This window comes from Enterobacter sp. RHBSTW-00994 (genome assembly GCF_013782625.1).
Classification (GTDB): Bacteria; Pseudomonadota; Gammaproteobacteria; order Enterobacterales; family Enterobacteriaceae; genus Enterobacter.
Map to the genome: position 1 here is coordinate 3,190,493 of NZ_CP056199.1, position 26,071 is coordinate 3,216,563.

The following is a 26,071-nucleotide window of genomic DNA, read 5'->3' on the forward strand; positions in this document are numbered from 1 at the left end:
ACGACTACCATACATGTTTGGCCAAAAGGGTCAATCCTGGCCAACAGATTGATTGATCAAACTCACAGAACAGGGATATTTACGGCTCACCAATTTAATTTGTTGTCATATAACTTTACACTGGCATTGTTAATTAATGGTTAATCAGGTGTGTATTTCATGAAGACTATTGCCTCCACTCAGCTCCCAGCCCACGTTCAGCAGCCTGGCTACGATCGCCAGCAGTTACGCTCCCGCATTGTTCACTTTGGGTTTGGTGCATTTCATCGTGCACATCAGGCGTTGTTAACAAATCGTGTGCTGAACGCGAAGGGAGGCGATTGGGGTATTTGTGAGATCAGCCTCTTCAGTGGCGATGTGCTGATGAGCCAGTTGCGTGCGCAAAACCATCTGTTCACTGTGCTGGAGAAAGGCGCTGAGGGGAATCAGCCCATCATTGTCGGTGCTGTTCACGAATGCCTGAATGCAAAGCTGGACTCCCTGGCGGCTATTATTGAAAAATTCTGTGAGCCCCAGGTGGCCATTGTCTCACTGACCATTACCGAAAAAGGCTACTGCATCGATCCGGCGACCGGCAAACTGGATATGCAAAACGCCCGCATTCTCCATGACCTGGAAAACCCTTCAGAGCCCCATTCCGCACCGGGTATTCTGGTGGAAGCGCTCCATCGACGTCGGGAGCGTGGCCTGCCTGCTTTTACGGTGCTCTCCTGCGACAATATTCCTGACAATGGCCATGTGGTAAAAAATGCGGTTCTCGGGATGGCTCACAAACGGTCGGCAGCCCTTGCAGAGTGGATAAGCCAGCATGTCAGTTTTCCTGGAACCATGGTCGACCGAATTGTTCCCGCCGCTACAGAGGCTTCTCTGGCAGAAATTACCCAGGAAATGGGCGTTGAAGACCCCTGCGCCATCAGTTGTGAACCCTTTATCCAGTGGGTGATTGAAGACAACTTTGTGGCTGGCCGTCCTGAATGGGAAGTGGCTGGCGTACAGCTGGTGAACGATGTTTTGCCGTGGGAACAGATGAAATTACGGATGCTGAACGGCAGTCACTCTTTCCTCGCTTATCTGGGCTATCTTGCAGGTTTCGCCCATATCAATGAATGTATGCAGGAACCCTGTTTCCGCGAGGCAGCCCACCGCTTAATGCTCGATGAACAAGCCCCCACGCTGCGTATCACAGATGTCGATTTGACAGCCTATGCCAACAGCTTGATCGAGCGTTTTGCCAACCCGGCGTTACAACACCGAACCTGGCAGATTGCGATGGATGGTAGCCAGAAATTACCACAGCGCATGCTGGAGGGGATCCGGGTGCATTTAGAACGCAAAAGCACCTGGCCACTGTTGGCTCTCGGTGTGGCAGGCTGGATGCGCTACGTCAGCGGCATAGATGATAACGGTAACGAGATTGATGTTCGTGATCCGCTCAGCGACAAAATTCGCGCACGCGTTAAAGACAGCCGCGAAGAGGATCGTGTCGACGCTCTGCTGGCTCTCAGCGAAGTCTTTGGTCAGGACCTTCCATCCGACCCGTATTTTGTCCATTCTGTGAAGCAAGCCTACCAGCTCATTACTCGCCACGGCGCACGCCAGGCTGTTATTGAAACGTTAAAAATTTAGCCATTTTTGCGATTAAGACGAACGGAGCGGCCCTCCGTTCGCCCTCCCCCTTCTCATCGCGTTCCTTTTTCGTCAGGATGGCGGATAATTGTTATAGCATCACAATTATCTTCTGGAGCGCACGTGACTAAAACCAACCTTATTACCGGCTTTCTCGGCAGCGGTAAAACCACCTCGATTCTGCATTTACTGGCCAATAAAGATCCGGCCGAAAAATGGGCCGTACTGGTAAATGAATTTGGTGAAGTCGGCATTGATGGTGCGCTGCTGTCAAACAGCGGTGCGATGATCAAAGAAATCCCCGGTGGATGTATGTGCTGCGTGAATGGGTTACCCATGCAGGTGGGTCTGAACACACTGCTGCGCCAGGGTAAACCCGATCGCCTGCTGATTGAACCAACCGGTCTGGGCCACCCAAAACAAATTCTCGATTTACTCACCGCGCCCGTATACGAACCCTGGATCGATCTGCGTGCCACGCTGTGCCTGCTTGATCCGCGCCAACTTCTTGATGAGAAAGCTCTGAGCAATGAGAACTTCCGCGATCAACTCGCCTCTGCGGATATCATCGTCGCCAATAAAGCCGATCGTGCAACGACAGAGAGTCGTGAGGCATTCGACGCCTGGTGGCAACACTTTGGTGGCGGGCGTCAGCGTATTCAGACGACTCAGGGCCATATCGAAAACGCGCTACTCGATCTTCCTCGTCTGAACCAGGCGGAACTGCCAGCCAGCGCCGCACACACCCACAGCCATAGTGTGAAGCAAGGTCTGGCCGCATTGAGCCTGCCTGAACATCAGCGCTGGCGTCGCAGCCTCAACAATGGCCAGGGCTATGAGGCCTGCGGATGGATTTTTGACGCTGATACGTGCTTTGACACAATTGGCATACTGGAGTGGGCCCGCCTCGCCCCAGTCGATCGTGTTAAGGGGATCATGAGGACACCGGATGGACTGGTACGCATAAATCGCCAGGGCGCAGATTTCTTCATTGAGACGCAAAATATTGCACCGCCTGATAGCCGAATAGAGTTAATTAGTGCGGTTAATGCAGACTGGAATGCCCTTCAGTCCAGCCTGTTGAAGCTTCGTTTAACTTCCGGAGGCTAACGTTGCCCCTGAATTAACTGCTTGCTGAATGATGATGACAACTCGATTTCCCTTGATAATTTTACTGAATGTCGCCGGTCTGGCGCTTTTCCTCTCCTGGTATTTGCCGGTGAATCATGGTTTCTGGTTCCCTCTGGATTCCGCCATTTTTCATTTCTTTAACCAGGAGTTGGTCAAAAGTGAAGCGTTCTTGTGGCTGGTCGCTGTCACTAACAACCGAGCCTTTGATGGCTGCTCGCTTCTGGCAATGGGTAGCCTGATGCTCACTTTCTGGCTGAAAGAAGATAAGGCCGGACGTCGACGTATTCTGATTATTGGACTGGTCATGTTACTGACTGCCGTGGTGCTCAACCAACTGGCACAGGCACTTATTCCGGTTAAACGCGCCAGCCCAACCCTCTTTTTTAGCAATATTAACCGCGTGAGTGAATTACTGCATATTCCGACGAAAGATGCGTCTAAAGACAGCTTCCCTGGCGATCACGGCATGATGCTGCTTATTTTTTCCGCAATTATGCTGCGTTATTTTGGTAAAAAAGCGTTCGCTGTAGCCCTGATTATTTTTGTAGTTTTTGCCTTCCCACGCGTAATGATTGGCGCGCACTGGTTTACTGATATTGCAGTAGGCTCACTTTCTGTTGCTTTGATTGGCCTGCCGTGGTGGTTAATGACCCCACTGAGCGATCGGATTATTGCCGTTTTTGAACGCTATCTTCCCGGCAAAACGCAACAAATTAAAAACAAATAACTAACCTAAATTAACCTCATCCATCAGGGATCATTTTTGATCCCTGACGCACTTTTCCCCGTCAGCTTCATTTTCGTCATCTTCTCGTAATATTATTCGTGATACAAATGAACATGTTGCACGTTTCTTAACCTAAATTGACGGCATTTTGCGCAATCCCGATTATTCACTTTCTGTATCACAATTTCTTATACAAAAACGGATATTTTTACTCGCAATGGTGTAAGCAATCGGTTAATCTCGAACTCGTTTTGCCCCATAGAGATAATTTTGCAGGGTAAAGAAATTTGTGCGTCATGCCACAAATCTGACCATAAAGAATTGTCTCGATGTGCACAGATAATTAGTCTCGTCACGTTTGGCATTTTTATAACGATATTTATCGTTAAGGACTTCAAGGGATAATAAACAAAATGGTCAAATCTCAACCGATTTTGAGATATATCTTGCGGGGGATCCCGGCGATAGCAGTAGCGGTTCTGCTGTCCGCATGTAGTACATCGAATACCGCTAAGAATATGCATCCTGAGACGCGTGTTGTGGGAATGGAAGATTCCTCTTCACTGCAAGCCTCTCAGGATGAATTTGAGAATATGGTACGTAACCTGGACGTGAAGTCCCGTATTATGGACCAATATGCTGACTGGAAAGGCGTGCGCTATCGTCTTGGTGGCAGCACCAAAAAAGGTATCGATTGTTCCGGTTTTGTACAACGTACTTTCCGTGAGCAATTCGGGTTAGACCTTCCGCGTTCGACTTATGAGCAGCAGGAAATGGGTAAATCGATCTCGCGTACCAAACTGCGTACCGGCGATTTAGTTCTGTTCCGGGCTGGTTCTACAGGCCGACACGTAGGAATATACATTGGCAACGACCAGTTTGTTCATGCTTCCACCAGCAGTGGTGTGACGATATCCAGCATGAACGAGCCATACTGGAAGAAGCGCTACAACGAAGCGCGCCGCGTTCTGAGTCGCAGCTAATGACTCTATCGTATCGTTGGTTATCCCTTGGCTGACGATTCGATAAAAAAAAGCACTGCTTCGGCAGTGTTTTTTTTTGTCTGTCCATCATCAGGTCGCGAACAACATTGCCTGACTGAATAGAATAAACCAGGCTATAGTCTTGTAAAACCGTCAGTTTAGCCGCATTGGTGCTACAAACGATACATCAGGAACAACGACGTTTATGTTCAGCCGCTACTTTTCAACCAGCCGAAAAATGCTGACCGGCAGTATCATTGCGGGGCTTCTTGTTGCCCTGCTCTGCGGCGCGTTGCAGTTCTTCACCAGCTACCACCAGCGACAAGAAAAACTCGACACGTTGATGTTAGATCTTCGTGTCTACATGAATAACTACTTCGGTGAGTTAAAAAAGACGATCGATACGCTTCAACCACTGACGTTAAGTCATTGCCGCGATGTGAGCAGTGAGCTAACGTCTCGCGCGGCGTTTAGCATTAATGTACGTGCGTTTCTACTGGTAAGAGATGGCATCGTATTTTGCTCCTCCGCAACAGGGGAAATGAACGCACCGCTAACGGATTTGATGCCAGAACTTGATCTCGAAAAAAACGTTGATATGGCGCTGTTACCCGGTACGCCAATGTTGCCCAAAAAACCGGCCATTGTTATCTGGTATCGTAACCCCCTGGTAAATAATGGCGGTGTTTTTACGTCGATAAATATCAATCTGACACCTTATCTTCTCTATACCTCACGACAAGATGATTTTGCGGGTATCGCGCTGGTCGTGGGAAATAATGCGCTCTCCACGGGATCCGATCATCTGCTTAAGGCAAGCGAGTTAACCGAGCATCCCGCGCGCACCACAAAACTCGATAATATTCCCCTGACCATTAATTTGTACGCCGAATCGTGGAAAGCAGAGAGCCTTCTGTTTGCGCTTCTTTTTGGCATGATCTCCGGGATCGCAGCCGGAACGCTGAGCTATTACATCCTGACCGTGCGCCTGAACCCAGGCAGAGAGATCTTAACCGCTATCAAACGAGACCAGTTTTACGTGGTTTACCAGCCCGTGGTGGATGCCAAAGAGTTAAAAATGCGGGGTGTCGAAGTCCTGATGCGCTGGCGTCACCCAAGCGCCGGTGAAATCCCGCCTGATGCCTTTATCAATTTTGCAGAAGCCCAAAAACTGATTGTGCCGCTGACGCTTCATCTTTTTGATCTCATCATTCGCGATGCCGCCGTTTTAAAAACCTTGCTACCACCCGGAGCAAAGCTGGGAATTAATATCGCTCCAGGCCACCTGCATGCTGAAAGCTTCAAAGATGATATGCGCAAGTTTGCCGCATCATTACCGCCTGATCATTTCCAGGTCGTTCTGGAAATAACCGAACGGGATATGCTTAATCAGCGTGAAGCAAATAAACTCTTCGACTGGCTACACCTTGAAGGTTTCGAAGTCGCTATTGATGATTTTGGTACGGGCCACAGCGCACTCATCTACCTTGAGCGTTTCACCATGGACTATCTCAAAATCGATCGCGGATTTGTGAACGCAATCGGTACTGAAACAGTGACGTCTCCCGTACTGGATGCTGTGCTAACGCTCGCAAGGCGTCTTAATATGTCAACCGTGGCGGAAGGTGTTGAAACGCCGGAGCAAGCCGCCTGGCTGCGTGAACATGGCGTTAATTTCTTGCAGGGCTACTGGATTAGCCGTCCAATGCCGCTCGCGCAGTTCATCAAATGGCAACCAGACACGCCGCCTGCAGGTGAATAATTTCACAACGGTGGCTACGTCACTTATTATTCAGCTTATCTGAATACTTCTCCGCACGTGAGTCAGAATCAAGAGGGATCCGCCGGGAGATGTTTATGCGCATTGTTGTGCTGCTATTAGCATTAGTGAGTCTGTCCAGTCAGGCCCAGGCGATTAAAGAGAGCTACGCGTTCGCCGTCCTGGGCGAACCTAAGTACGCGGTCAATTTTAATCATTTCGATTACGTTAATCCTGCTGCGCCAAAGGGGGGAAACGTGACGCTCTCCGCTATCGGCACATTTGATAACTTCAACCGTTTTGCACTGCGCGGGGTTGCCGCGGCACGTACCGAATCACTCTATGACACACTTTTTGTTACCTCAGATGATGAGCCTGGTAGCTACTATCCTCTGGTAGCTGAAAACGTTCGTTACGCTGAAGATTTCTCCTGGGCCGAAATATCACTTAATCCACGGGCACGTTTTCATGATGGTTCCCCCGTAAAAGCCAGCGATGTCGCGTTCACATTTCAGAAATTTATGACTGAGGGTGTCCCCCAGTTTCGCCTGGTCTATAAAGGCACAACCATAAAAGCCATTGCGCCGCTCACGGTACGTATTGAACTCGCCGAGCCGAATAAAGAGAACATGCTCAGCCTGTTCTCATTGCCCGTCATGCCGGCATCATTCTGGAAAAGTCATAAGCTCAGCGATCCCTTATCAACACCTCCCCTTGCAGGCGGCCCTTATCGCATCACCGACTGGCGTATGGGGCAGTATGTGGTCTATTCCCGCGTCAAAGACTACTGGGCGGCAAATTTACCCGTCAACCGTGGCCGCTGGAATTTTGACAGCCTGCGGTACGACTATTACCTCGACGATAACGTTGCCTTTGAGGCATTCAAAGCAGGTGCTTACGATTTGCGTCAGGAAAGTAGCGCTAAAAACTGGGCCACCCGCTACAAAGGTAAAAACTTTTCAAACGGCTACATTGTCAAAGACGAACATAAAAACGAGTCAGCGCAAGATACGCGCTGGCTGGCGTTTAATATCCAACGCCCTATGTTTGCTGACCGTCGGGTTCGCCAGGCAATCACCCTGGCGTTTGATTTTGAATGGATGAACAAGGCCCTGTTTTACGGTGCATACAGCCGTGCTAACAGCTATTTCCAGAATACGGAGTACGCCGCCCGTCAATACCCGGATGCTGATGAACTCACCCTGCTTGCACCGTTGAAATCAGAACTTCCACCTGAAGTCTTCACACGTGTATTTCAGCCTCCGGTCTCAAAAGGCGATGGGTTTGATCGTGACAACCTGCTTAAAGCCAGCAAGTTGCTGGATGAGGCGGGATGGGCGTTAATAAATCAGCAACGCGTCAATGTGCAAACCGGAAAGCCACTCAGCTTTGAACTCCTGTTGTCCTCTGGCGGCAACGATCAGTGGGTTCTGCCTTTCCAGCATAGCCTTGCGCGGCTTGGCATTACGATGACGATACGTCAGGTGGATAACGCACAGCTTACCAACCGAATGCGGAGTCGCGATTACGATATGATGCAGCGACGCTGGCCTGCTCAACCCTGGCCGAGTGGTGACTTACAGATCTCCTGGGCATCAAGCTATATCGACTCATCGTATAACGCGCCAGGTGTTCAAAGCCCGGCGATTGATACATTGATCGCTAAAATCGTCGCGGCTCAGGGAGATAAGAACAAGCTTCTCCCTCTGGGACGTGCGCTTGATCGCGTATTAACCTGGAATTATTACATGCTGCCAATGTGGTTCATGGGCGAGGATCGCGTCGCTCGTTGGGACAAATTCTCGATGCCATCCGTTCGCCCAATCTACTCTCTGGGATTTGACAACTGGTGGTATGACGTCAATAAGGCAGCCAAACTTCCCGCAGAGCGGCGCTAAGGAATCAAGATGGGTGCTTACCTGATCCGCCGTTTATTGCTGGTTATTCCAACCCTGTGGGCCATCATCACGATTAACTTTTTTATCGTGCAAATTGCCCCTGGCGGCCCGGTCGACCAGGCAATCGCGGCTATTGAATTTGGTAATAGTAGCGGTGTACCTGGTGGTGGTGGAGAAAGCCTGAGTGCCAGCCACGCAAGAACCGGTACAGGCAATATCAGCGAGAGTCACTACCGGGGCGGGCGTGGTCTGGACCCAGAGGTGATCGCCGAGATCACCCATCGTTATGGTTTTGATAAACCCATCCATGAGCGATATTTTAAAATGCTCTGGGATTACCTGCGATTTGACTTTGGCGACAGCCTGTTTCGTAGCGCGTCAGTATTGCAACTGATTAAAGAAAGCCTTCCTGTATCCATTACTCTGGGGCTATGGGGAACGCTCATTATTTATCTGGTGTCGATTCCACTCGGCATCCGAAAAGCCGTTTACAATGGCAGTCGTTTCGATATCTGGAGCAGCACATTTATCATCATTGGCTACGCCATTCCGGCATTCCTGTTCGCGGTTATGTTGATTGTCTTTTTTGCTGGCGGCAGCTATTTCGATATTTTCCCGCTACGTGGGCTGGTATCAGCCGATTTCAGCACCTTACCCTGGTATAAAAAAATTACCGACTATTTATGGCATATCACCCTGCCCGTTCTTGCCACGGTGATTGGGGGATTTGCAGCCCTGACCATGCTCACTAAAAATGCCTTTCTCGATGAGATCCGCAAACAGTACGTGGTAACTGCCCGTGCAAAAGGCGTCAGTGAACAGCAGATCATGTGGAAACATGTTTTCCGCAACGCCATGCTGCTGGTGATTGCCAGTTTTCCTGCCACGTTCATCAGTATGTTTTTTACCGGCTCGCTGCTGATAGAGGTCATGTTCTCGCTGAACGGCCTGGGTCTGCTTGGCTATGAAGCCACTGTGTCACGCGACTATCCGGTGATGTTTGGCACACTCTACATTTTCACGCTGATTGGCCTGCTGCTGAATATCCTCAGTGATATCTGCTATACGCTGGTTGATCCCCGAATTGATTTTGAGGGCCGCTGATGCCACGTTTAAGCCCCGTCAATCAGGCCCGATGGGCCCGTTTCCGGCATAACCGCCGCGGTTACTGGTCGCTATGGATTTTTACCGTACTGTTCGTGCTAAGCATGTGTTCTGAGTTGATTGCTAACGATAAACCCCTGTTGGTGCATTTCAACGACCGCTGGTATCTCCCTGTGCTCACTCAGTACAGCGAAAGTGACTTTGGTGGACCTTTTGCCACCGTGGCTGATTACCAGGACCCCTGGCTTCGCAATCAGATTGAAAAACAGGGCTGGGCACTCTGGGCCCCAGTCCGGTTTGGTGCAAACACCATTAATTTTTCAACATCAACGCCCTTCCCCTCACCACCGTCAACACAGAACTGGCTCGGGACGGACGCCAACGGCGGTGATGTCCTGGCTCGCATTCTCTATGGCACGCGGATATCCATTTTATTTGGTTTGATGCTGACGCTATTTTCCAGCGTAATGGGTGTGATTGCTGGTGCAGTCCAGGGCTATTACGGCGGAAAAATTGATCTTTGGGGGCAGCGGTTCATTGAAGTCTGGTCTGGAATGCCAACGCTATTTCTGATTATTTTGCTCTCAAGCGTTGTACAACCTGACTTCTGGTGGCTACTTGGCATCACCGTGCTGTTTGGCTGGATGACGCTGGTTGGTGTCGTTCGCGCCGAATTTTTACGCACACGAAATTTTGATTACATCCGCGCTGCACAAGCGCTTGGGGTGAGCGACAGTGGTATCATTTTCCGCCATATGCTGCCCAATGCGGTCGTCGCCACACTGACCTTCCTGCCGTTTATTTTATGCAGTTCAATCACCACGCTGACGTCGCTAGACTTTCTCGGCTTTGGGCTCCCGCTTGGCTCACCGTCTCTTGGTGAACTGTTGCTGCAAGGCAAAAATAACCTTCAGGCTCCCTGGCTGGGTATTACCGCCTTTCTTTCCGTGGCGGTATTGCTCTCATTACTGATTTTTATTGGCGAAGCGGTACGCGATGCCTTTGATCCCAATAAGGCGGTATAAGATGACCCAGCCACTTCTGAGTATCGAAAATTTGTCGATTGCGTTTTCTCAGCAAGGGGAAATGCAGACCGTAGTCAGCGATTTATCACTGCGTATTCAGCCGGGAGAAACACTGGCACTGGTCGGTGAGTCTGGCTCAGGGAAAAGCGTTTCGGCGCTCTCCGTGTTACGTCTTCTTCCCTCTCCGCCGGTTAGTTATCCCCATGGGGATATCCTGTTTCACGGTCAATCACTGTTACGGGCTGACGAACAAACCTTACGCGGCATCCGTGGTAATAAAATTGCCATGATTTTCCAGGAGCCCATGGTGTCACTCAATCCGTTGCATACTCTGGAAAAGCAGCTGTATGAAGTGCTGTCACTCCACCGTGGCATGCGAAAAGAGGCAGCACGCGGCGAGATTCTGGATTGCCTTGAACGCACCGGTATCCGCCATGCGGCAAAAAGGCTGACGGATTTTCCGCATCAACTTTCCGGGGGAGAACGTCAGCGCGTAATGATTGCGATGGCCTTGTTGACGCGTCCTGAATTACTGATTGCCGATGAACCGACTACCGCACTGGATGTCACCGTACAGGCACAAATCTTACAGCTATTGCGGGAGCTGCGTGACGAGCTGAACATGAGCCTGTTGTTCATTACTCATAACCTCAGCATCGTGAGAAAACTCGCAGACAACGTTGCGGTAATGCAAAACGGGCGTTGTGTAGAACAAAATGCAGCAAAGGTTCTGCTTAGCGCGCCTCAGCACCCCTATACACAACGTTTGCTCGATAGCGAACCTTCCGGTGACCCTGTGCCACTCAGAGCCAGCAGCGCGCCCCTGCTGCACGTTGAGAATCTGTCCGTCTCTTTCCCTGTCCGTAAAGGCATTCTGCGACGCATTGTCGATCAGAATCTGGTGCTGAAAGACATCAGCTTTTCCCTGCGGCCAGGCGAAACGCTGGGGCTGGTGGGCGAATCGGGTTCAGGCAAAAGTACCACCGGCCTCGCACTTCTGCGCTTAATTGCCTCTCAAGGCCATATTCTGTTTGATGGGATGCCATTACACAGTTTGAACCGCCGCCAGATGCTTCCTGTTCGCCCACGTATGCAGGTCGTTTTTCAGGATCCTAATTCGTCGCTTAATCCTCGCCTGAACGTACTACAGATCGTCGAAGAGGGTTTGCGCGTACATCGTCCGGAACTCTCGGAGCAACAACGCGAAGAGGAGGTGATTCGGGTTATGGAGGAGGTTGGATTAGATCCGCATACGCGACACCGCTACCCTGCAGCGTTTTCTGGCGGACAGCGTCAGCGTATTGCTATTGCCCGCGCGCTGATCCTCAAACCGGAGTTGATCATTCTTGATGAACCCACGTCATCGCTGGACAAAACCGTGCAGGCGCAGATTCTGGCATTACTCAAGGGATTACAGGAAAAACATCAACTGGCCTATATCTTTATCAGCCATGATTTACACGTCGTTCGCGCGTTGTGCCACCAGGTGATCGTTTTGCGGCAGGGGGAAGTGGTTGAGCAGGGTGAATGCCAGCACGTATTTTCTGCGCCAACGCAGACTTACACGCGCCAGCTGTTATCGTTAGGCTAGCGCTTAGAAAGGGTATTGACCGGAAAAGGGTTCGGCAATCGCAACACCAAAGTTTTTCAGGCGGCACGTCGCGGCGAATTCATCCTGACTTTTAACAAACAGGCATGGCTCACCTTCGCACTCCAGTACCGAGCTATCCACTTCGATATCCGTCAGCGCCTGACTGAGACGTTCCATCACGGGCCATGCGTTTTCATCATCCGGGCTCAGTAATTTGAGCGCGACCAGACAATTCTCGCAGCCTGATCCGTTTTGCGGAATCGGTTCAACTTTCGAACCTGCAAAACCCGCAGACCAGCGATAGCTCTGGGGCAAGCGATGGACAATGGAGAGTTGTAATGTATTCACGTTCGTTCCCCGGAAGCAAAAATTACTTCACAATTTATTTACATTTATAGTAACACATCATCGCTAACCTGCTCTGTTTTTGATGAGAAAACGCTTACAGCCGCATCTTGTGGGCATTAGCGTCTCATTTATCAGGGCTTTTTTTGGTGAGTTTCAGGTTCGCTTCGGCGCTATATGTACCCGTTTCTGCGATCTAACTCAACCTTTTTAACTACAATGATGTGACTTTTTACATAAATAGATTTTACATAAAAGAAACAAACACCGGGTAAACGAACACACCTTTGGTTGATATGTATCAAAAAAAAGGCCCTCAGTGAGCCTTTTTATCAACGTCAGCGTGCGAGCTTTCGTGGCCGACTGGCGTAGAGATAGAACAGAATGGAACTGGTGGCGCAAAATGCAATGGCCCACAGCATCGGCCAGGCGGTATTAAACGTAGCCATTGAAAGCAGTGCGCCCACAATCGCACCAATCCCGAAACGGAACGTGCCTGCCAGAGAGGATGCCGTGCCCGCCATGTGTGGAAATTCATCCAGTATCACGGCCATTGCGTTGGACGAGACCATAGAAACACATCCCACAAATGCTGCAACCCCAATCACCAGCGCCCAAAAGCCCACGCCAAGAAACGCACTCAACACCAGCCATACAGCCATCACAAACTGGATCCACAGACCAGCGCGGAACATATTCAGAGCCCCGACACGTCTGACAAAACGGCTGTTAATCATGGTCATGATAAACAGGAACACAATATTCAGCGCAAAGTAGTAACCGAAATGCTGTGGGGAAACGTGGTTAAGTTCGATGTAAACAAAGGGCCCGGCGCTCAGGAAAGAGAACATCCCCGCAAAGCTGAACCCACTTGCCAGCATATAGCTCAACACGCGTTTATGGCGAAACAGCGAAGCAAAATTCCCGAGCGTGGTACGAATGTGAAATTTCTGCCGCCGCTCAACGGGGAGCGTCTCATCAATAAAGAAGAAGATCATCGCTGAAGCCAGCAATGCCGCAATCGCCAGGATCCAGAAAATCGCATGCCAACTAAACCAGACCAGCACTGCGCCCCCGACCATTGGCGCAATGAGTGGTGCAATAGTTGTGACCAGCATGACAAACGACATCATGCGCGAGAACTCTTCTTTCGGATACACATCGCGCATCAGGGCGTTAATGACCACGCTTGCCGCTGCGGCGGCCAGACCATGGAAAAAACGCATGATAATCAGATGATCAATGGTCTGCGCGAGAGCACAGGCAACGGCCGCCCCCGCAAAAACCAGCGTACCGCCCAGGATAACCGGTTTACGCCCCAGGCTGTCAGCCATCGGGCCATAGAGCAATTGCCCAAAAGCAAAACCGAGGATGTAGGTACTGAGCGTCATCTGCGCGCTGCCCGCCGGAACACCGAACTGCGCGGAAATCACAGGAAGCGCAGGTAAATACATATCGATGGACAGGGGCATCAGCATGGCCAACAGGCCAAGAATAAACACAATCCTGAAAGATGAGTGTGGCCTGGTGGTCACAGAGTTCTCCTGAAATTAACGTGAAGACAGACTAACGCTTGTGATTTCTTCTTCTGTCAGCGGCCGATATTCACCGGGTTCAAGCTCTGGATCGAGTGCTATCGCGCCAATACGTTCACGATGCAAACCCACAACACGATTCCCCACTGCGGCAAACATACGTTTCACCTGGTGATAGCGCCCTTCGCTGATGGTCAAACGAACGTCGGTCGGCGTAATCACTTCAAGCACCGCCGGTTTCGTCAGATCTTTTTCATTATGCAACTGAACGCCTCTGGCGAATTGCTCCGCTGTGTCATCGGCAACCGGAGATTCCAGAGTCACCCGATAGGTTTTTTCACAGTGATGACGCGGAGAGGTAATACGGTGTGACCATTGACCATCGTCGGTCATCAGTACCAGGCCTGTCGTATCAATATCAAGACGTCCCGCCGCATGCAGTTTATGCGCAACGGGTTCATCCAGAAAATAGAGCACCGTCGGATGATCAGGATCGTCAGTGGAGCAAACATAGCCTTCCGGTTTGTTGAGCATGAAGTAGCGCGGGCCATTCTGCTGAGTAAGCGAATTGCCGTCATATTCAACCTGATGTTCAGGCTGGAGTTTGAAAGCGCTGTCTTTCACAATGTCGCCATCCACGGTAACGCGGCTGGCGCGAATTTCACGTCCGGCAATAGCGCGGCTTACGCCGAGTTGCTGAGCGATAAACTTATCAAGTCGCATGAAGTCTTTTTAGCCTTAAAAAATGCTGGAAGTCGGATTACGCGTCCGAAAAAGAAGCAGTCAGAAACAGTTCAGTATAATGGTCTGGTTGTGCCACTCAAGGGAAAAAGTTTCGTGGCATACTGTAGATACACAAAATCATTCAAGCTGCGTCAAAGCGGTATGCCTGAGCATCCCTGGGAGCTTACTCAAGTCAGTGACGGGGTGAGCAGTCGCAGCCTGAAGGATGTCGTGTATATGTGCGAAATAACTAAACCGAGACTTCATGACATTTACACTTCGCCCCTATCAGCAGGAAGCCGTTGACGCTACCCTCACCTGGTTTCGCCAGCACCAGGAACCTGCCGCTATTGTGCTCCCAACAGGTGCAGGCAAAAGCCTGGTGATCGCCGAACTGGCACGCCTGGCCCGTGGTCGGGTTCTGGTGCTGGCCCACGTCAAAGAACTGGTGGCGCAAAACCATGCCAAGTATTGCGCCCTCGGGCTTGAGGCGGATATTTTTGCCGCCGGACTCAAACGCAAAGAGAGCCATGGAAAAGTGGTGTTCGGTAGCGTGCAGTCGGTAGCCCGCAATCTGCAGCATTTCCGCAGCGAGTTCTCCTTGCTGATTGTCGACGAGTGCCACCGCATCAGCGATGACGACGACAGCCAATATCAGCAAATCCTCGCTCATCTGAAAGAGGTGAATCCTCACATACGTCTGCTCGGCCTGACGGCCACCCCCTTCCGTCTGGGCAAGGGCTGGATTTATCGCTTTCATTACCACGGCATGGTACGCGGAGATGAAAAAGCGCTTTTTAGCGACTGTATCTATGAACTCCCGCTGCGTTACATGATTAAACATGGCTACCTGACGCCACCTGAACGCCTGGATATGCCTGTAGTTCAGTACGACTTCAGCCGATTGCAGGCGCAAAGTAATGGCTTGTTCAGCGAAGCCGATCTCAATCACGAACTTAAAAAGCAGCAACGCATAACCCCCCATATCATCAGCCAGATTGAGGAATTTGCTCAAACACGCAAAGGGGTAATGATCTTCGCGGCTACCGTAGAACATGCCAGGGAAATCACCGGTTTACTGCCTGCTGACGATGCTGCGCTCATTACCGGCGAAACACCGGGTTCCGAGCGGGACACACTCATTGAATCCTTCAAAGCACAACAGTTTCGCTATCTCGTCAACGTATCGGTTTTAACCACCGGATTTGACGCGCCACATGTCGACCTGATAGCCATTCTGCGTCCAACCGAATCCGTCAGCCTTTACCAACAAATTGTCGGACGAGGTCTTCGGCTTGCTCCGGGAAAAACCGACTGCCTGATACTGGATTATGCCGGCAACCCGCATGACCTGTATTCGCCGGAAGTGGGCGCACCCAAAGGAAAAAGTGATAACGTGCCGGTGCAGGTCTTTTGCCCTGCATGTGGATTTGCGAACACCTTCTGGGGGAAAACCACATCAGACGGGACACTCATTGAACACTTTGGTCGCCGCTGTCAGGGCTGGTTCGAAGATGAGGAAGGGCATCGCGAACAGTGTGATTTTCGTTTTCGCTTTAAAAACTGCCCACAATGCAATGCGGAGAACGATATTGCTGCTCGCCGCTGCCGTGAGTGCGACACGGTGCTGGTCGATCCTGATGACATGCTTAAAGCGGCACTAAAGCTTAAGGATGCGCTGGTTCTGCGCTGTTCCGGCATGTCCCTCCAGCCAGGGGCTGATGACAAAGGCGAATGGCTAAAAATTACCTATTACGATGAAGATGGCGCGGATGTTAGCGAGCGCTTTCGCCTTCATACACCAGCGCAACGAACTGCCTTTGAACAGCTGTTTATCCGCCCACACACCCGCACGCCGGGCGTACCACTCCGCTGGATAACCGTTGCCGACATCGTGCATCAGCAGGCGCTGTTACGCCATCCTGATTTCGTTGTCGCCCGTAAAAAAGGACAGTTCTGGCAGGTGCGAGAGAAAGTTTTTGACTACGAAGGGCGCTATCGCCGGGCAAATGAATTACGGGGATAGCGGGACTTTTCATTGATGTGAAATGCGTTTGAGTATAAAATGCCGCCCGCTTCACATCCGTGAGGCAGAACACTCACCTGCTGCTGGGTCGCCTGTAGCAGGACTTATTTACAGAGAGAAATCAATGTTTACTATCGAAGCAGAAGTACGTAGCGTACAGGGTAAGGGTGCGAGCCGCCGCCTGCGTAACGCCAACAAGTTCCCAGCTATCGTTTACGGTGGCGAAGCTGCTCCAGTTTCTATCGAACTGGACCAGGACAAAGTGTGGAACCTGCAGACTAAAGCTGAGTTTTACAGCGAAGTTCTGACCATCGTTGTTGGCGGTAAAGAAGAAAAAGTGAAAGTTCAGGCTGTTCAGCGTCACCCGTTCAAGCCAAAACTGTCTCACATCGACTTCGTTCGCGCTTAATCGCTGACAAGTTGAGAAAAACCCCGCAATGCGGGGTTTTTTTATGGCGGCTATTTACCGCCAGACGTACGACGTTGTAGCTGATCGCGCAAATTCGGCGGCGTCCCTTTAATAGTCAGGGTATCGGTCGCCGGATCCCAGAAGATCCGCTCACCCAGTAGCATCGCGTCAAAATTGATGGTTAACCCGCCACCGCTTCCGGTATATTTGGTTAACTGGCGCAACGTGCTGCGATCCGCGGGGAAGCTCTCTTCAAGTTCATAGCCTTTCTCCGCCGTGAACGCCTGGAAACTGACCTCGCTGACACCCGCCAGCTCTTTCGACAGCGATTCCAGTTCAATTTCTTCACCCGCCTGCAGTTGCTCATTACAATAGCTATACACCTGCTGACGCACATTCTGACGCTCAGATTTATCAAGCTGAGCGTCAGCCGTAAAGTCATCCACGGCCTGCAGCAAACCTTTATTTTGCGCTTTGGCGTTCAACCCTTCGCTGGCGCCCAGGAAATCCATAAAGAAATCCGCCACTTTGCGCCCAACACGTCCTTTCAGGAAGGTGAGATAACGAGTCGATTCCGGGTTGGTTTCCCATTCTGTCAGATCGATTCGTGCCACAATATCTGCATGGTTGATATCCAGATAGTGTGTGGAACTAATGTCCAGCTGCTCGTTGACACGCATGCTGCTTAAGTTATTCAGCACCGCAACCAGCAGATACTCCACCGCCAGGTATCGGTAATGGCAAAACAGCACAATGCCGCCATCAGCGAAAGGATATTTCGCCAGCTCATCTCGCAAACGTCCGGTTGCCGCACGGGTGAAAGCCAGGAAATCCTCTTCGCCCTGGCGCTGCAAGCGCAGGCTGTCCGCCAACTCACTCTCTTCACTGAACAAGCCATAGGCTTTATTTTTAGCACTGTAAACACGGTGTAACTCTGCCATCATCTCGACAACAGTAGGCGTTGGTTCAAGCAACGATTCGCGCAGCACCACTTCAAGGGTTTGCTCATCACGCTTGATAAGCTGGTGCAGGGCAATCTGGTTGACATCCAGACTCATGATAAACTCTCCTTTTAGGCCGGGCAGTATTCAACCACCACCCACGCATGTGTGCAACACTAGATAAAAAAGGGGAAAAAAAGCTGTTGCTACGGTAATATGTTGCCCTTTCATCAACAAACTGATTTTTGATTTATGCCACAACATTCCCGCTATAGTGACGAACACGTTGAACAACTGCTCAGTGAGCTGGTCAACGTACTGGAAAAACATAAAACGCCGACCGATCTCTCTCTCATGGTTTTGGGAAATATGGTCACCAACCTTATCAATACCAGCGTTGCACCGGCACAACGTCAGGCGATCGCCAAATCTTTCGCCCAGGCTTTGCAGTCATCGGTTAGCGACGATCAGGCCCATTAAGGGAAAAGAACGACAGTTTATGGTGACGAATCGTCAGCGCTACCGCGAAAAAGTCTCCCAGATGGTTAGCTGGGGGCACTGGTTTGCCTTGTTCAACATTTTGTTGGCGATGGTGCTTGGCTGCCGTTATCTGTTTGTGGCGGACTGGCCAACAACACTGACCGGGCGTATTTACTCCTGGATGAGCGTCGTTGGTCATTTTAGTTTTTTGGTTTTCGCCACTTACCTGCTGATTCTGTTTCCCCTGACGTTTATCGTCATGTCGCAGCGCCTGATGCGTTTCCTGTCCGCCATCCTTGCGACGGTGGGCATGACGCTGCTGCTTATCGACAGCGAAGTCTTTACCCGTTTTCACTTACATCTCAATCCCATCGTCTGGGAACTGGTGATTAACCCCGACCAGAACGAAACTGCGCGAGACTGGCAGCTGATGTTTATTAGCGTGCCCATCATTCTTCTGATTGAGATGCTGTTTGCAACCTGGAGCTGGCAAAAACTCCGCAGCCTGACTCGCCGTCGGCATTATGCGAAGCCTGTTGCAGCCCTCTTTTTCGCCTCTTTTGTTAGCTCGCACATCATGTACATCTGGGCCGATGCAAACTTCTATCGCCCAATTACGATGCAGCGCGCAAACCTGCCGCTTTCTTATCCGATGACGGCCCGCCGGTTCCTCGAAAAACATGGCCTGCTGGACGCGCAGGAGTATCAGCGTCGTCTGATCGAACAAGGCAACCCCGAAGCGGTAACGGTTCAGTATCCATTGAGCGATCTGCGCTATCGGGACATGGGTCGCGGTCAGAATGTCTTGCTCATTACCGTTGATGGCCTGAACTATTCGCGCTACGAAAAACAGATGCCCGCCCTGGCAGAGTTTGCAGATAAGAACATCACGTTCACACAGCATATGAGCTCTGGTAACGCGGCGGATACAGGTATTTTTGGTCTGTTCTACGGGATTTCCGCAGCCTACATGGACGGGGTGCTTTCTGCTCGAGTTCCTGCGGCGCTGATTACCGGACTTAATCAGCAAGGATACCAGCTTGGGTTATTCTCCTCAGATGGTTTCAGTAGCGCGTTGTATCGTCAGGCACTGTTGTCTGATTTCTCGCTGCCGGCTGCACAGAGCCAGTCTGATGAACAGACAGCCAGCCAATGGGTTAGCTGGCTTCAACGCTATGCCCAGGAAGATAACCGTTGGTTCTCCTGGGTTGCTTTTAACGGTACAACGTTGGGTGACAGTAACCAGAAAGGTTTTGAACGCCGTTACGGCCGCGCAGCTGGCGATGTCGACGTACAAATCGAACGCGTACTCAATGCATTACGCGAATCCGGCAAACTGGATAACACGGTAGTGATTATCACTGCGGGTCACGGCGTTCCGCTCGGTAATGATGCGAAGAATATGGGCTGGTCACGCCCGAGCTTGCAGGTTCCTCTGGTGATTCACTGGCCGGGAACACCGGCACAGCGCATCAATATGTTGACCGACCATAAAGATGTCATGACCACGCTGATGCAACGTCTGCTGCATGTCAGCACACCCGCAAATGAGTACTCACAAGGGCAGGATCTGTTCAGCGCCACACGCCGGCATAACTGGGTCACCGCCGCAGGCAACAATACGCTCGCCGTGACAACGCCAGAGCTGACGCTGGTGCTGAATAGCAATGGCAACTATCAGACGTACAACTTGCAGGGTCAGAAACTGCATGACCAAAAACCGCAGTTAAGCCTGCTACTGCAAGTTCTGACGGATGAGAAGCGGTTTATTGCTAACTGATTAATTATAAACCAGTTAACTGTTGCGACTCTTGCATTCAACAACGAAACGAGTAGTATTATTTTTATGCGTCGGCACGTAGCGCAGCCTGGTAGCGCACCGTCATGGGGTGTCGGGGGTCGGAGGTTCAAATCCTCTCGTGCCGACCAAATTATCCCCAACGTTTTGTCTACTGAAGTCCAGACAAGACTATAAAAAACAGAATTAACAGTGGGTTGTGTAGACCCGGTGTTTTTCTGTTGTCTAGTAAAGTCCACGCTGATACAGTGAAATCCAACATTTTTAGGCATATCTTTAGGCATACAATCCATCGTGTCGTCTGAGCCATATGCCTAACCAGTGATTGGAGAATAATATGGCGCGTCAGACAAAGCCCCTTAACAACACCGAAGTCAAAAATGCCAAAGCGACTGAACGTGCCACTATCCTGTATGACGGGGATGGCTTAGAACTACTGGTGAAGCCCGGAGGCTCAAAACTCTGGCGATTCCGCTATTACAAACCTTTCACTCGCAAACGCGCAATGATTAGCTTTGGTGCTTACCCTGCTGTATCTCTCTCTGAGGCTCGTCAACTTCGTGAAGATGCCCGTCTTCTATTAAGCAAAGATATTGATCCGCAGGAACATAAAAGAACTGAACAGTTGCGGCAAAAAAGTGCCACAGAAAGCACCTTTGAAAAGGTTGCAGGAGACTGGTTTAAAACCAAAGAATCAGCGGGGCTGGCAACTCATACGTTAAACGATATCTGGCGTTCTATGAGTAAATATGTATTCCCACATATTGGCTCTATGCCCATTGCTAACATCACGGCTCAGCAGTTCATCGGAGCGTTAGAGCCAACACACGCTGCCGGAAGACTCGAAACGGTTAAACGTCTAAGCCAGCGTATCAATGAAGTGATGGATTACGCCCTCAATTCTGGGCTGGTATTGTAAGCACACCTGTTTTAGTTCCACACACTTTTTGAGATTTCCGGTTTTTCAGCCATCAGCCGGTACTCTTCCGGCGTCAGATTATTCAGGGATTCATGAGGCCGCTCGTTGTTATATTCCATCAGCCAGCGCTCGGTAATTTCCCGCGCTTCATTCAGTGTTCTGAACAGGTAAAAATCCAGGATTTCTGTCCGGTATGTTCGGTTGAACCGTTCGATAAAAGCATTTTGTGTAGGCTTACCCGGCTTGATAAATTCGAGCTGTACGCCATTTTCTTCGGCCCATTGTGCCAGCGCCAGCGAGACCAGTTCTGGCCCGTTGTCCATCCGCATTTTCAGCGGGTAGCCGCGGTTTGCCACGATCCTGTCCAGCACCCGGATGACTCGCTGAGCCGGGATATTCAGGTCGATTTCTATCGCCAGTGCCTCACGGTTAAAATCATCCACCACATTGAAGGTCCGGAAGCGCCTGCCGCAGACCAGCGCGTCGTGCATAAAATCGATGGACCAGCTCTGATTTAGCGCTTGCGGCGTCGCCAGTGGTGCTGGATTACGCACTGGCAGCCGCTGTTTTCCCTTGCGACGAAAATTCAGTTTCAGCAGGCAATAAATCCGGTGAACACGTTTATGGTTCCAGGTATTGCCCTGCCTGCGTAGCAGTTGGAAAAGCTTCTTAAAACCGTAGCGCGGATAGCGTTCTGCCAGCTCAGTCAGCGCATGGATCACCGGTTCATCACGCCGGGTATCAGGCTGATAAAAATACACCGTCCTGCTCAGCGATAACGTCCTGCAGGCCTGGCGTAAACTCATGGCAAATTGTGCCGTCAGATAGCTGACAAGTTCACGCTTTATCGCTGGTTTTAAAGCTTTTTTTCGATGACGTCTTTAAGTGCCCGGCACTCAAGGCTGAGATCAGCAAACATCTGTTTAAGCCTCCGATTCTCGTCTTCCAGATCTTTTATTTTTTTAATATCGGCCGCTTCCATCCCGCCATATTTTGCCTTCCAGTTGTAATAGCTGGCTTCCGAAATAGCGGCCTCACGGCACACATCCTTAACGGTACGTCCGGCTTCGACGGACTTCAATACAGCGATGATCTGGTGTTCAGTGAATCGGATCTTACGCATAGCGATCTCCTCAGGGGGCATTATCAGTATGTCGGAAGATCTCTAAAAGTGAATGGGCCGTTTTGCCGGGATACTTACATATCGTTCCACTTTCTGAGCAAGCTTTGGCTATTCTGGAAGTGATGAAGCCCATCAGTAAGCACAGAGATTATGTTTTCCCCGGCTACCGGAATCCACTTGAACCTATGAATAGTCAGACAGCAAACATGGCGCTTAAACGGATGGGCTTCAAAGATCTGTTGGTGGCTCATGGAATGAGAGCGATTGCCTCAACAGTGCTTAACGAGAAAGGTTTTCCACCAGACGTGATTGAAGCTGCTTTAGCTCATATCGATACTAACGAAGTCAGGAGAGCCTATAACAGATCACAGTATCTGGAACAGCGTAGAGAGATGATGATCTGGTGGGGTGAGTATGTAGAAGCAGCTTCTTATGGTGGAACAAGTATGGGATCGATACCGGCCATAACACGCCTTACCCCCATGATGAAGAAGTGTTTATAAAATAATTATAATTAATTCATGCACTTACTTAAAAAAATAAATAATTTTGAATCTACTTTTAGAATACATTTCAAACGACATGCTAATGGTATTAGTTTAGAACTTAACGACTCGATTCAAACATTAAATTTCCGACTGAATCGAGTCGTGGGAATTCTTAGGCTGTTTTAGGATGCAGGTCTTTCAAATAATGGTTTCCACGGTTCTTTCCCCGCTTTGCTCTGGAAAAGAATTGGTAAACTGTTATTTGGGCAAGTTTCAGGTAATACCAATAGCAATCCTTGCTCATTGAAGCCCAGAGGTTTCTTGTAAATTTTAGTCCCAAGCTTTAAAGCTAACGCTTTAGCTCGGTGCATTTCATCTAAATCCTCCCAAAATCCAAACCCTTCTTTAGGAAAAGCGATACTTGTATTTTCGAGCATTTCCGAAACATGAATTTTATTAATTACAGAATGTTGTTTAAGAATGTTATTAACTTTTTCTTCACCCTCTTCAGTGCCAATGAGAGCGATAACTAACAAGGGAATCTTTAAATCTTTAAGATGACTTCCAATAGAATTTAATAAACCCTCTATTCCTTTTGAAAGAGTTTCACCGCTTCCAACAACATCATCCACCAACACTATAGCTTTGGGTGCCGGATTTTCTAAGTCAATAGATGTTATTTTTTTGATAAGCGAGTTTAAATCCACAATACAACTAGTCGAAATGGAATTAGTTTTAGCATACATTCGAGCATATTGCGTTCCACTTTTCCCTATACCATCACAAGAAGTTATGAGAATATCTGTTCTGCGATCGCTTCTTTTTATCATCGTAGTAATGCCAATTGTATCTCGAACAATTTTTGAATGTGCATCTTTTAAGAATGAATCTATCTCAAGAGGAGCAATAAATCTCAAATTATTTAATAGCTTGAACATTAATCTTTGTGAGAGAATATCTGGAACCTGTTCCAGCCAGGCTCTAATTCTTTCTCCATCAACTCTTTGCGAACGATATAATGGCCACTTCTCAACTAATTTTTGAATTTCAACAGAGGTAACATGAGCCTCATCTTCCGCTCTTTTTATCCCCTCTTCTAACTCATCGCCTAAAGTACTAGTAATGAGTTTATTCACACCAAATTCTTTAAGCCAATTTTCAAAGAGAGGGATGGTAAAATAAAACTCTTTGTTTTTTTCGTATATAATCTCTCTTCTTTGGAAATCAGATAGATGAGGAGCTATTTCTTGATTGAGTAGTTGAGAGCCATTAATGTTTTTTTCAATATCCTCAAGAGTTCGACTATTCTCTCGGATACATCTTCCAATAGAAACCAAAAGCCTGAGACGTTTTAATTCAATAACTTCAGTCTTTTCTCTCTCAAAATTAATCCCATCCTTCCATAGATGAGCAAAAGCATTGGTGTCTAATTCAGACAATAGAAAAACCATATCTTTCGAAACATCTGAAACAATGATCTCAGTATCTCTTTCTTTTATTGATGCATTAACTATTTTGGAACATAAGAGTTTGGTATAATAAGGGTGCCCATGAGTTAGATTGAATATGGCATTTATTGCCGCATCATCCCAGTTAATTTTTCCATCAACTGGTTTTTTAATGAGATCGATGTACTCATCCCATTCAGAGCTTCGAGAAAAATAATCAAGACTTTCCCGTGAAAATTTATTTAATTGATCACCTTGCGCTCCTATTATAAATGGCATTTTTTCGCCACCTACCAATATAAACGCCAAATTCTTCCTGGCTGCCAAGGTTCTAAGATTAGCGAAGAAAGTTTCTGCTAATGGACCAGATCGGTACATTTCTGGATGAATTTCATCAAATTCATCTAATATAATAATAAAGCGTTTTTGGGGAGATTTAGACTCTAAACTTCTCGCCATCATATTTAGATCAGCCAAGGATTCAGAGAAATCTGGGGTTTGCTGATAGGTTCCAGGAAAAAAATCGTGCAAAAAATTAAAGATATTTACGCCAAGTGACTGTAAAGTTTTCTGTGGTGAAGTTGAGCAATATTCTCCATACTCAAGATACAAACTATGAAAATCATTGTTTTCTATTTCTAAATTATTTGCAACAGCTTTTGCTAATGAAGTTTTACCTATTCTCTTCTGACCTGTAACATATGTTGAGGTCATTGGTGTTTTTAATAATTTATTAACTATATTACTTACCTTAGCTTTACGCCCAACAAACATATCTCCTTCAGCAACCTCAAGACTGTATGGTTCTAATTTCTCAAGCTCGTTCCAATCAACTTTTTCATTCTGCCCCTCAATACACATATCGTATATCTGGCTGTTTTCACTTCCAAATATTTCCTTCCAATTAATAGCCAATGTTAACTCAAGCTTCTTTGCAGGCTCGATAATATGTGCTTCTAAACAAACAGCAAACTCCCCAGGCCTGACATCTCCACACTTAATTTTCTCATTAGCAATTATGATATTTTCATCACCCCCGCAATCTATTTCTATATCAACATCGAGAGCAGTACTTGGACCTTTATTTATGAATGGAATGATTATTTTTAATTCTTTATCTTTCTGGTGAAGGGGATATCTTTTTTCTGCTGAGTTAGGTGGCTGCCTTTTTAGCTCAATAACGGCACCGCTCATTTCTGAGGAATTTTCTCTTATGCTATCCACTTCATTTTTAATTTTTGTGAGCAATGGGGTGGCATATTTTTTTGTAAAAAAAGACTTCGATTCATCGAGTAAAAAAGACAACTCAGAGACAATTCGTTCTAATTCCTCCAGACTAGTTTTATAGTCTGCGCCCTCGCTAGAAAGATGTGATTCAACAGCTTCAATTAGGGCCTCAATTTTTGAACGAATGGGTATAAAATTATAAACTTCTAAATAAGATTGATAAACCTTATGTTTTAAACATTTTAAAATCGTTTCTTTTTGTGTTAAGAACTCCTTTAAGTTATTTGGAACTTGAGCTAGAGGATTGTAATTAACACAAATTGCAGAGTGGATCTTTTTTATAAGATTGATTTTTTCATGATTTTGTTGCCTGTCAACTTTAAAAATCTTTAATATAGCTGGGGTGTAGTTTTCGCAAAGAGTTATTAGCTTTCTAATCATAATATTTTGCGTTTCATCAATCGGTATTAATCCATCAACTGATAAACAACGGATAAATATTATAGCTACCTCACTATGCCCTTGGGTCGCGAGTTCAACCTTGCCAAGAACCCGCTCAAAATTCGCTCCTGTGTATGATCCACTTATTGCACAAATGTTTTTCACGACCTCAACTAGAGCATTTCTAGCAGGCTCACATGCTGCTGAAGAATTTTCCCCTTCTGCCAGAAGTTCTATTTCACTTTCCAATTTTGCAATAAGAAAAGCCCTTTCCCCGGCCCCTAAATCACTGTTTTTTTCATCTACAAATTCATCATTAATCAT

Annotated in this window: 20 protein-coding genes, 1 tRNA gene and 1 pseudogene; 16 read left to right on the forward strand and 6 right to left on the reverse strand. The window is 48.5% G+C overall.

The window, feature by feature from the left end:
• Nucleotides 1-159 precede the first annotated feature (159 nt).
• The 9 genes from HV346_RS15335 (at nucleotide 160) to yejF (ending at nucleotide 11,844) form a co-directional block, all read left to right on the forward strand.
• Entirely contained in the window at nucleotides 160-1,626 is a 1,467-nt protein-coding gene (locus HV346_RS15335; protein WP_181620157.1) for a fructuronate reductase, read from the forward strand.
• 123 nt (nucleotides 1,627-1,749) lie between these two features.
• On the forward strand, nucleotides 1,750-2,736 hold the full coding sequence (locus tag HV346_RS15340; RefSeq protein WP_181620158.1) for a GTP-binding protein: 987 nt from the start codon (nucleotides 1,750-1,752) through the stop codon (nucleotides 2,734-2,736).
• A gap of 34 nt (nucleotides 2,737-2,770) precedes the next feature.
• Nucleotides 2,771-3,484, forward strand: a complete 714-nt coding sequence (locus HV346_RS15345; RefSeq protein ID WP_181623806.1) for a phosphatase PAP2 family protein — start codon at nucleotides 2,771-2,773, stop codon at nucleotides 3,482-3,484.
• 413 nt (nucleotides 3,485-3,897) lie between these two features.
• The gene (gene mepS / locus HV346_RS15350) at nucleotides 3,898-4,467 is read left to right on the forward strand and encodes a bifunctional murein DD-endopeptidase/murein LD-carboxypeptidase (protein ID WP_181620159.1); all 570 of its coding nucleotides are present in this window, start codon (nucleotides 3,898-3,900) and stop codon (nucleotides 4,465-4,467) included.
• Nucleotides 4,468-4,672: 205 nt separating this feature from the next.
• Nucleotides 4,673-6,229, forward strand: a complete 1,557-nt coding sequence (locus HV346_RS15355) for a cyclic di-GMP phosphodiesterase (RefSeq protein ID WP_181620160.1) — start codon at nucleotides 4,673-4,675, stop codon at nucleotides 6,227-6,229.
• An 89-nt stretch (nucleotides 6,230-6,318) separates the two neighbouring features.
• A complete protein-coding gene (locus HV346_RS15360; protein WP_181620161.1) occupies nucleotides 6,319-8,124 on the forward strand; it encodes an extracellular solute-binding protein in 1,806 nt (601 codons plus the stop codon).
• Nucleotides 8,125-8,133: 9 nt separating this feature from the next.
• Entirely contained in the window at nucleotides 8,134-9,228 is a 1,095-nt protein-coding gene (locus tag HV346_RS15365) for a microcin C ABC transporter permease YejB (RefSeq protein WP_181620162.1), read from the forward strand.
• The gene (locus HV346_RS15370) at nucleotides 9,228-10,253 is read left to right on the forward strand and encodes an ABC transporter permease (RefSeq protein ID WP_181620163.1); all 1,026 of its coding nucleotides are present in this window, start codon (nucleotides 9,228-9,230) and stop codon (nucleotides 10,251-10,253) included. Before HV346_RS15365 ends, HV346_RS15370 begins: the two co-directional genes overlap by 1 nt.
• A 1-nt stretch (nucleotide 10,254) precedes the next feature.
• Entirely contained in the window at nucleotides 10,255-11,844 is a 1,590-nt protein-coding gene (gene yejF / locus HV346_RS15375; protein WP_181620164.1) for a microcin C ABC transporter ATP-binding protein YejF, read from the forward strand.
• 3 nt (nucleotides 11,845-11,847) lie between these two features.
• Here yejF and HV346_RS15380 read toward each other — a convergent pair whose 3' ends face one another.
• The 3 genes from HV346_RS15380 to rsuA form a co-directional block, all read right to left on the reverse strand.
• Nucleotides 11,848-12,192, reverse strand: coding sequence for a YejG family protein (locus HV346_RS15380; protein ID WP_181620165.1), 345 nt, complete (start codon nucleotides 12,190-12,192; stop codon nucleotides 11,848-11,850).
• A 335-nt stretch (nucleotides 12,193-12,527) separates the two neighbouring features.
• Nucleotides 12,528-13,724 carry a Bcr/CflA family multidrug efflux MFS transporter gene (locus HV346_RS15385; protein WP_181620166.1) on the reverse strand — a complete coding sequence of 399 codons (1,197 nt, stop codon included), beginning with the start codon at nucleotides 13,722-13,724 and terminating at the stop codon, nucleotides 12,528-12,530.
• 15 nt (nucleotides 13,725-13,739) lie between these two features.
• Nucleotides 13,740-14,447 (reverse strand): 16S rRNA pseudouridine(516) synthase RsuA, encoded by a 708-nt coding sequence (gene rsuA / locus HV346_RS15390; RefSeq protein WP_181620167.1) that lies wholly within the window; start codon nucleotides 14,445-14,447, stop codon nucleotides 13,740-13,742.
• A gap of 265 nt (nucleotides 14,448-14,712) precedes the next feature.
• Here rsuA and HV346_RS15395 point away from each other — a divergent pair, with 265 nt between their 5' ends.
• Together HV346_RS15395 and rplY are read left to right on the forward strand one after the other, a co-directional pair.
• Nucleotides 14,713-16,473: a DEAD/DEAH box helicase gene (locus HV346_RS15395; RefSeq protein WP_181620168.1), complete on the forward strand. Its 1,761-nt coding sequence runs from the start codon at nucleotides 14,713-14,715 to the stop codon at nucleotides 16,471-16,473.
• 124 nt (nucleotides 16,474-16,597) lie between these two features.
• Nucleotides 16,598-16,882 (forward strand): 50S ribosomal protein L25, encoded by a 285-nt coding sequence (rplY, locus tag HV346_RS15400; RefSeq protein ID WP_181620169.1) that lies wholly within the window; start codon nucleotides 16,598-16,600, stop codon nucleotides 16,880-16,882.
• Between the two features lie 50 nt (nucleotides 16,883-16,932).
• On the opposite strand, the gene yejK is transcribed toward rplY, so the two are convergent.
• Nucleotides 16,933-17,940 (reverse strand): nucleoid-associated protein YejK, encoded by a 1,008-nt coding sequence (gene yejK, locus HV346_RS15405; RefSeq protein WP_181620170.1) that lies wholly within the window; start codon nucleotides 17,938-17,940, stop codon nucleotides 16,933-16,935.
• 135 nt (nucleotides 17,941-18,075) lie between these two features.
• On the opposite strand from yejK, the gene HV346_RS15410 reads away from it, so the two are divergent.
• From HV346_RS15410 to HV346_RS15425, 4 genes are all read left to right on the forward strand, one after another.
• A complete protein-coding gene (locus HV346_RS15410) occupies nucleotides 18,076-18,303 on the forward strand; it encodes a YejL family protein (RefSeq protein WP_001135586.1) in 228 nt (75 codons plus the stop codon).
• 19 nt (nucleotides 18,304-18,322) lie between these two features.
• On the forward strand, nucleotides 18,323-20,083 hold the full coding sequence (gene yejM / locus HV346_RS15415) for an LPS biosynthesis-modulating metalloenzyme YejM (RefSeq protein ID WP_181620171.1): 1,761 nt from the start codon (nucleotides 18,323-18,325) through the stop codon (nucleotides 20,081-20,083).
• 72 nt (nucleotides 20,084-20,155) lie between these two features.
• Nucleotides 20,156-20,232, forward strand: a tRNA-Pro gene (locus tag HV346_RS15420).
• Between the two features lie 206 nt (nucleotides 20,233-20,438).
• Entirely contained in the window at nucleotides 20,439-21,020 is a 582-nt protein-coding gene (locus tag HV346_RS15425; protein WP_181620172.1) for an integrase arm-type DNA-binding domain-containing protein, read from the forward strand.
• 11 nt (nucleotides 21,021-21,031) lie between these two features.
• Here HV346_RS15425 and HV346_RS15430 read toward each other — a convergent pair.
• Nucleotides 21,032-22,143, reverse strand: a protein-coding gene (locus HV346_RS15430) for an IS3 family transposase (protein ID WP_181619794.1) whose coding sequence is annotated in 2 segments (ribosomal slippage) — nucleotides 21,032-21,882 and nucleotides 21,882-22,143 — 1,113 coding nt in all. Because the reading frame shifts where the segments join, the coding sequence is not laid out codon by codon here.
• 77 nt (nucleotides 22,144-22,220) lie between these two features.
• Here HV346_RS15430 and HV346_RS15435 point away from each other — a divergent pair.
• Nucleotides 22,221-22,646: pseudogene (locus tag HV346_RS15435) on the forward strand (tyrosine-type recombinase/integrase); the annotation flags it as partial.
• Nucleotides 22,647-22,813: 167 nt separating this feature from the next.
• Here the strand turns inward: HV346_RS15435 and HV346_RS15440 are convergent.
• Nucleotides 22,814-26,071, reverse strand: coding sequence for an ATP-binding protein (locus HV346_RS15440; RefSeq protein WP_080346909.1), 3,258 nt, complete (start codon nucleotides 26,069-26,071; stop codon nucleotides 22,814-22,816).

What these genes read in the sequence shown, in the direction of transcription:
- HV346_RS15335 (WP_181620157.1), top strand. Translation starts at nt 160, where the DNA reads ATGAAGACTATTGCCTCCACTCAGCTCCCAGCCCACGTTCAGCAGCCT.
- HV346_RS15345 (WP_181623806.1), top strand. Translation starts at nt 2,771, where the DNA reads ATGACAACTCGATTTCCCTTGATAATTTTACTGAATGTCGCCGGTCTG.
- mepS (WP_181620159.1), top strand. Translation starts at nt 3,898, where the DNA reads ATGGTCAAATCTCAACCGATTTTGAGATATATCTTGCGGGGGATCCCG.
- HV346_RS15355 (WP_181620160.1), top strand. Translation starts at nt 4,673, where the DNA reads ATGTTCAGCCGCTACTTTTCAACCAGCCGAAAAATGCTGACCGGCAGT.
- HV346_RS15360 (WP_181620161.1), top strand. Translation starts at nt 6,319, where the DNA reads ATGTTTATGCGCATTGTTGTGCTGCTATTAGCATTAGTGAGTCTGTCC.
- HV346_RS15365 (WP_181620162.1), top strand. Translation starts at nt 8,134, where the DNA reads ATGGGTGCTTACCTGATCCGCCGTTTATTGCTGGTTATTCCAACCCTG.
- HV346_RS15370 (WP_181620163.1), top strand. Translation starts at nt 9,228, where the DNA reads ATGCCACGTTTAAGCCCCGTCAATCAGGCCCGATGGGCCCGTTTCCGG.
- yejF (WP_181620164.1), top strand. Translation starts at nt 10,255, where the DNA reads ATGACCCAGCCACTTCTGAGTATCGAAAATTTGTCGATTGCGTTTTCT.
- rsuA (WP_181620167.1), bottom strand. Translation starts at nt 14,447, where the DNA reads ATGCGACTTGATAAGTTTATCGCTCAGCAACTCGGCGTAAGCCGCGCT.
- HV346_RS15395 (WP_181620168.1), top strand. Translation starts at nt 14,713, where the DNA reads ATGACATTTACACTTCGCCCCTATCAGCAGGAAGCCGTTGACGCTACC.
- rplY (WP_181620169.1), top strand. Translation starts at nt 16,598, where the DNA reads ATGTTTACTATCGAAGCAGAAGTACGTAGCGTACAGGGTAAGGGTGCG.
- yejK (WP_181620170.1), bottom strand. Translation starts at nt 17,940, where the DNA reads ATGAGTCTGGATGTCAACCAGATTGCCCTGCACCAGCTTATCAAGCGT.
- HV346_RS15410 (WP_001135586.1), top strand. Translation starts at nt 18,076, where the DNA reads ATGCCACAACATTCCCGCTATAGTGACGAACACGTTGAACAACTGCTC.
- yejM (WP_181620171.1), top strand. Translation starts at nt 18,323, where the DNA reads ATGGTGACGAATCGTCAGCGCTACCGCGAAAAAGTCTCCCAGATGGTT.
- HV346_RS15425 (WP_181620172.1), top strand. Translation starts at nt 20,439, where the DNA reads ATGGCGCGTCAGACAAAGCCCCTTAACAACACCGAAGTCAAAAATGCC.
- HV346_RS15440 (WP_080346909.1), bottom strand. Translation starts at nt 26,071, where the DNA reads ATGATTAATGATGAATTTGTAGATGAAAAAAACAGTGATTTAGGGGCC.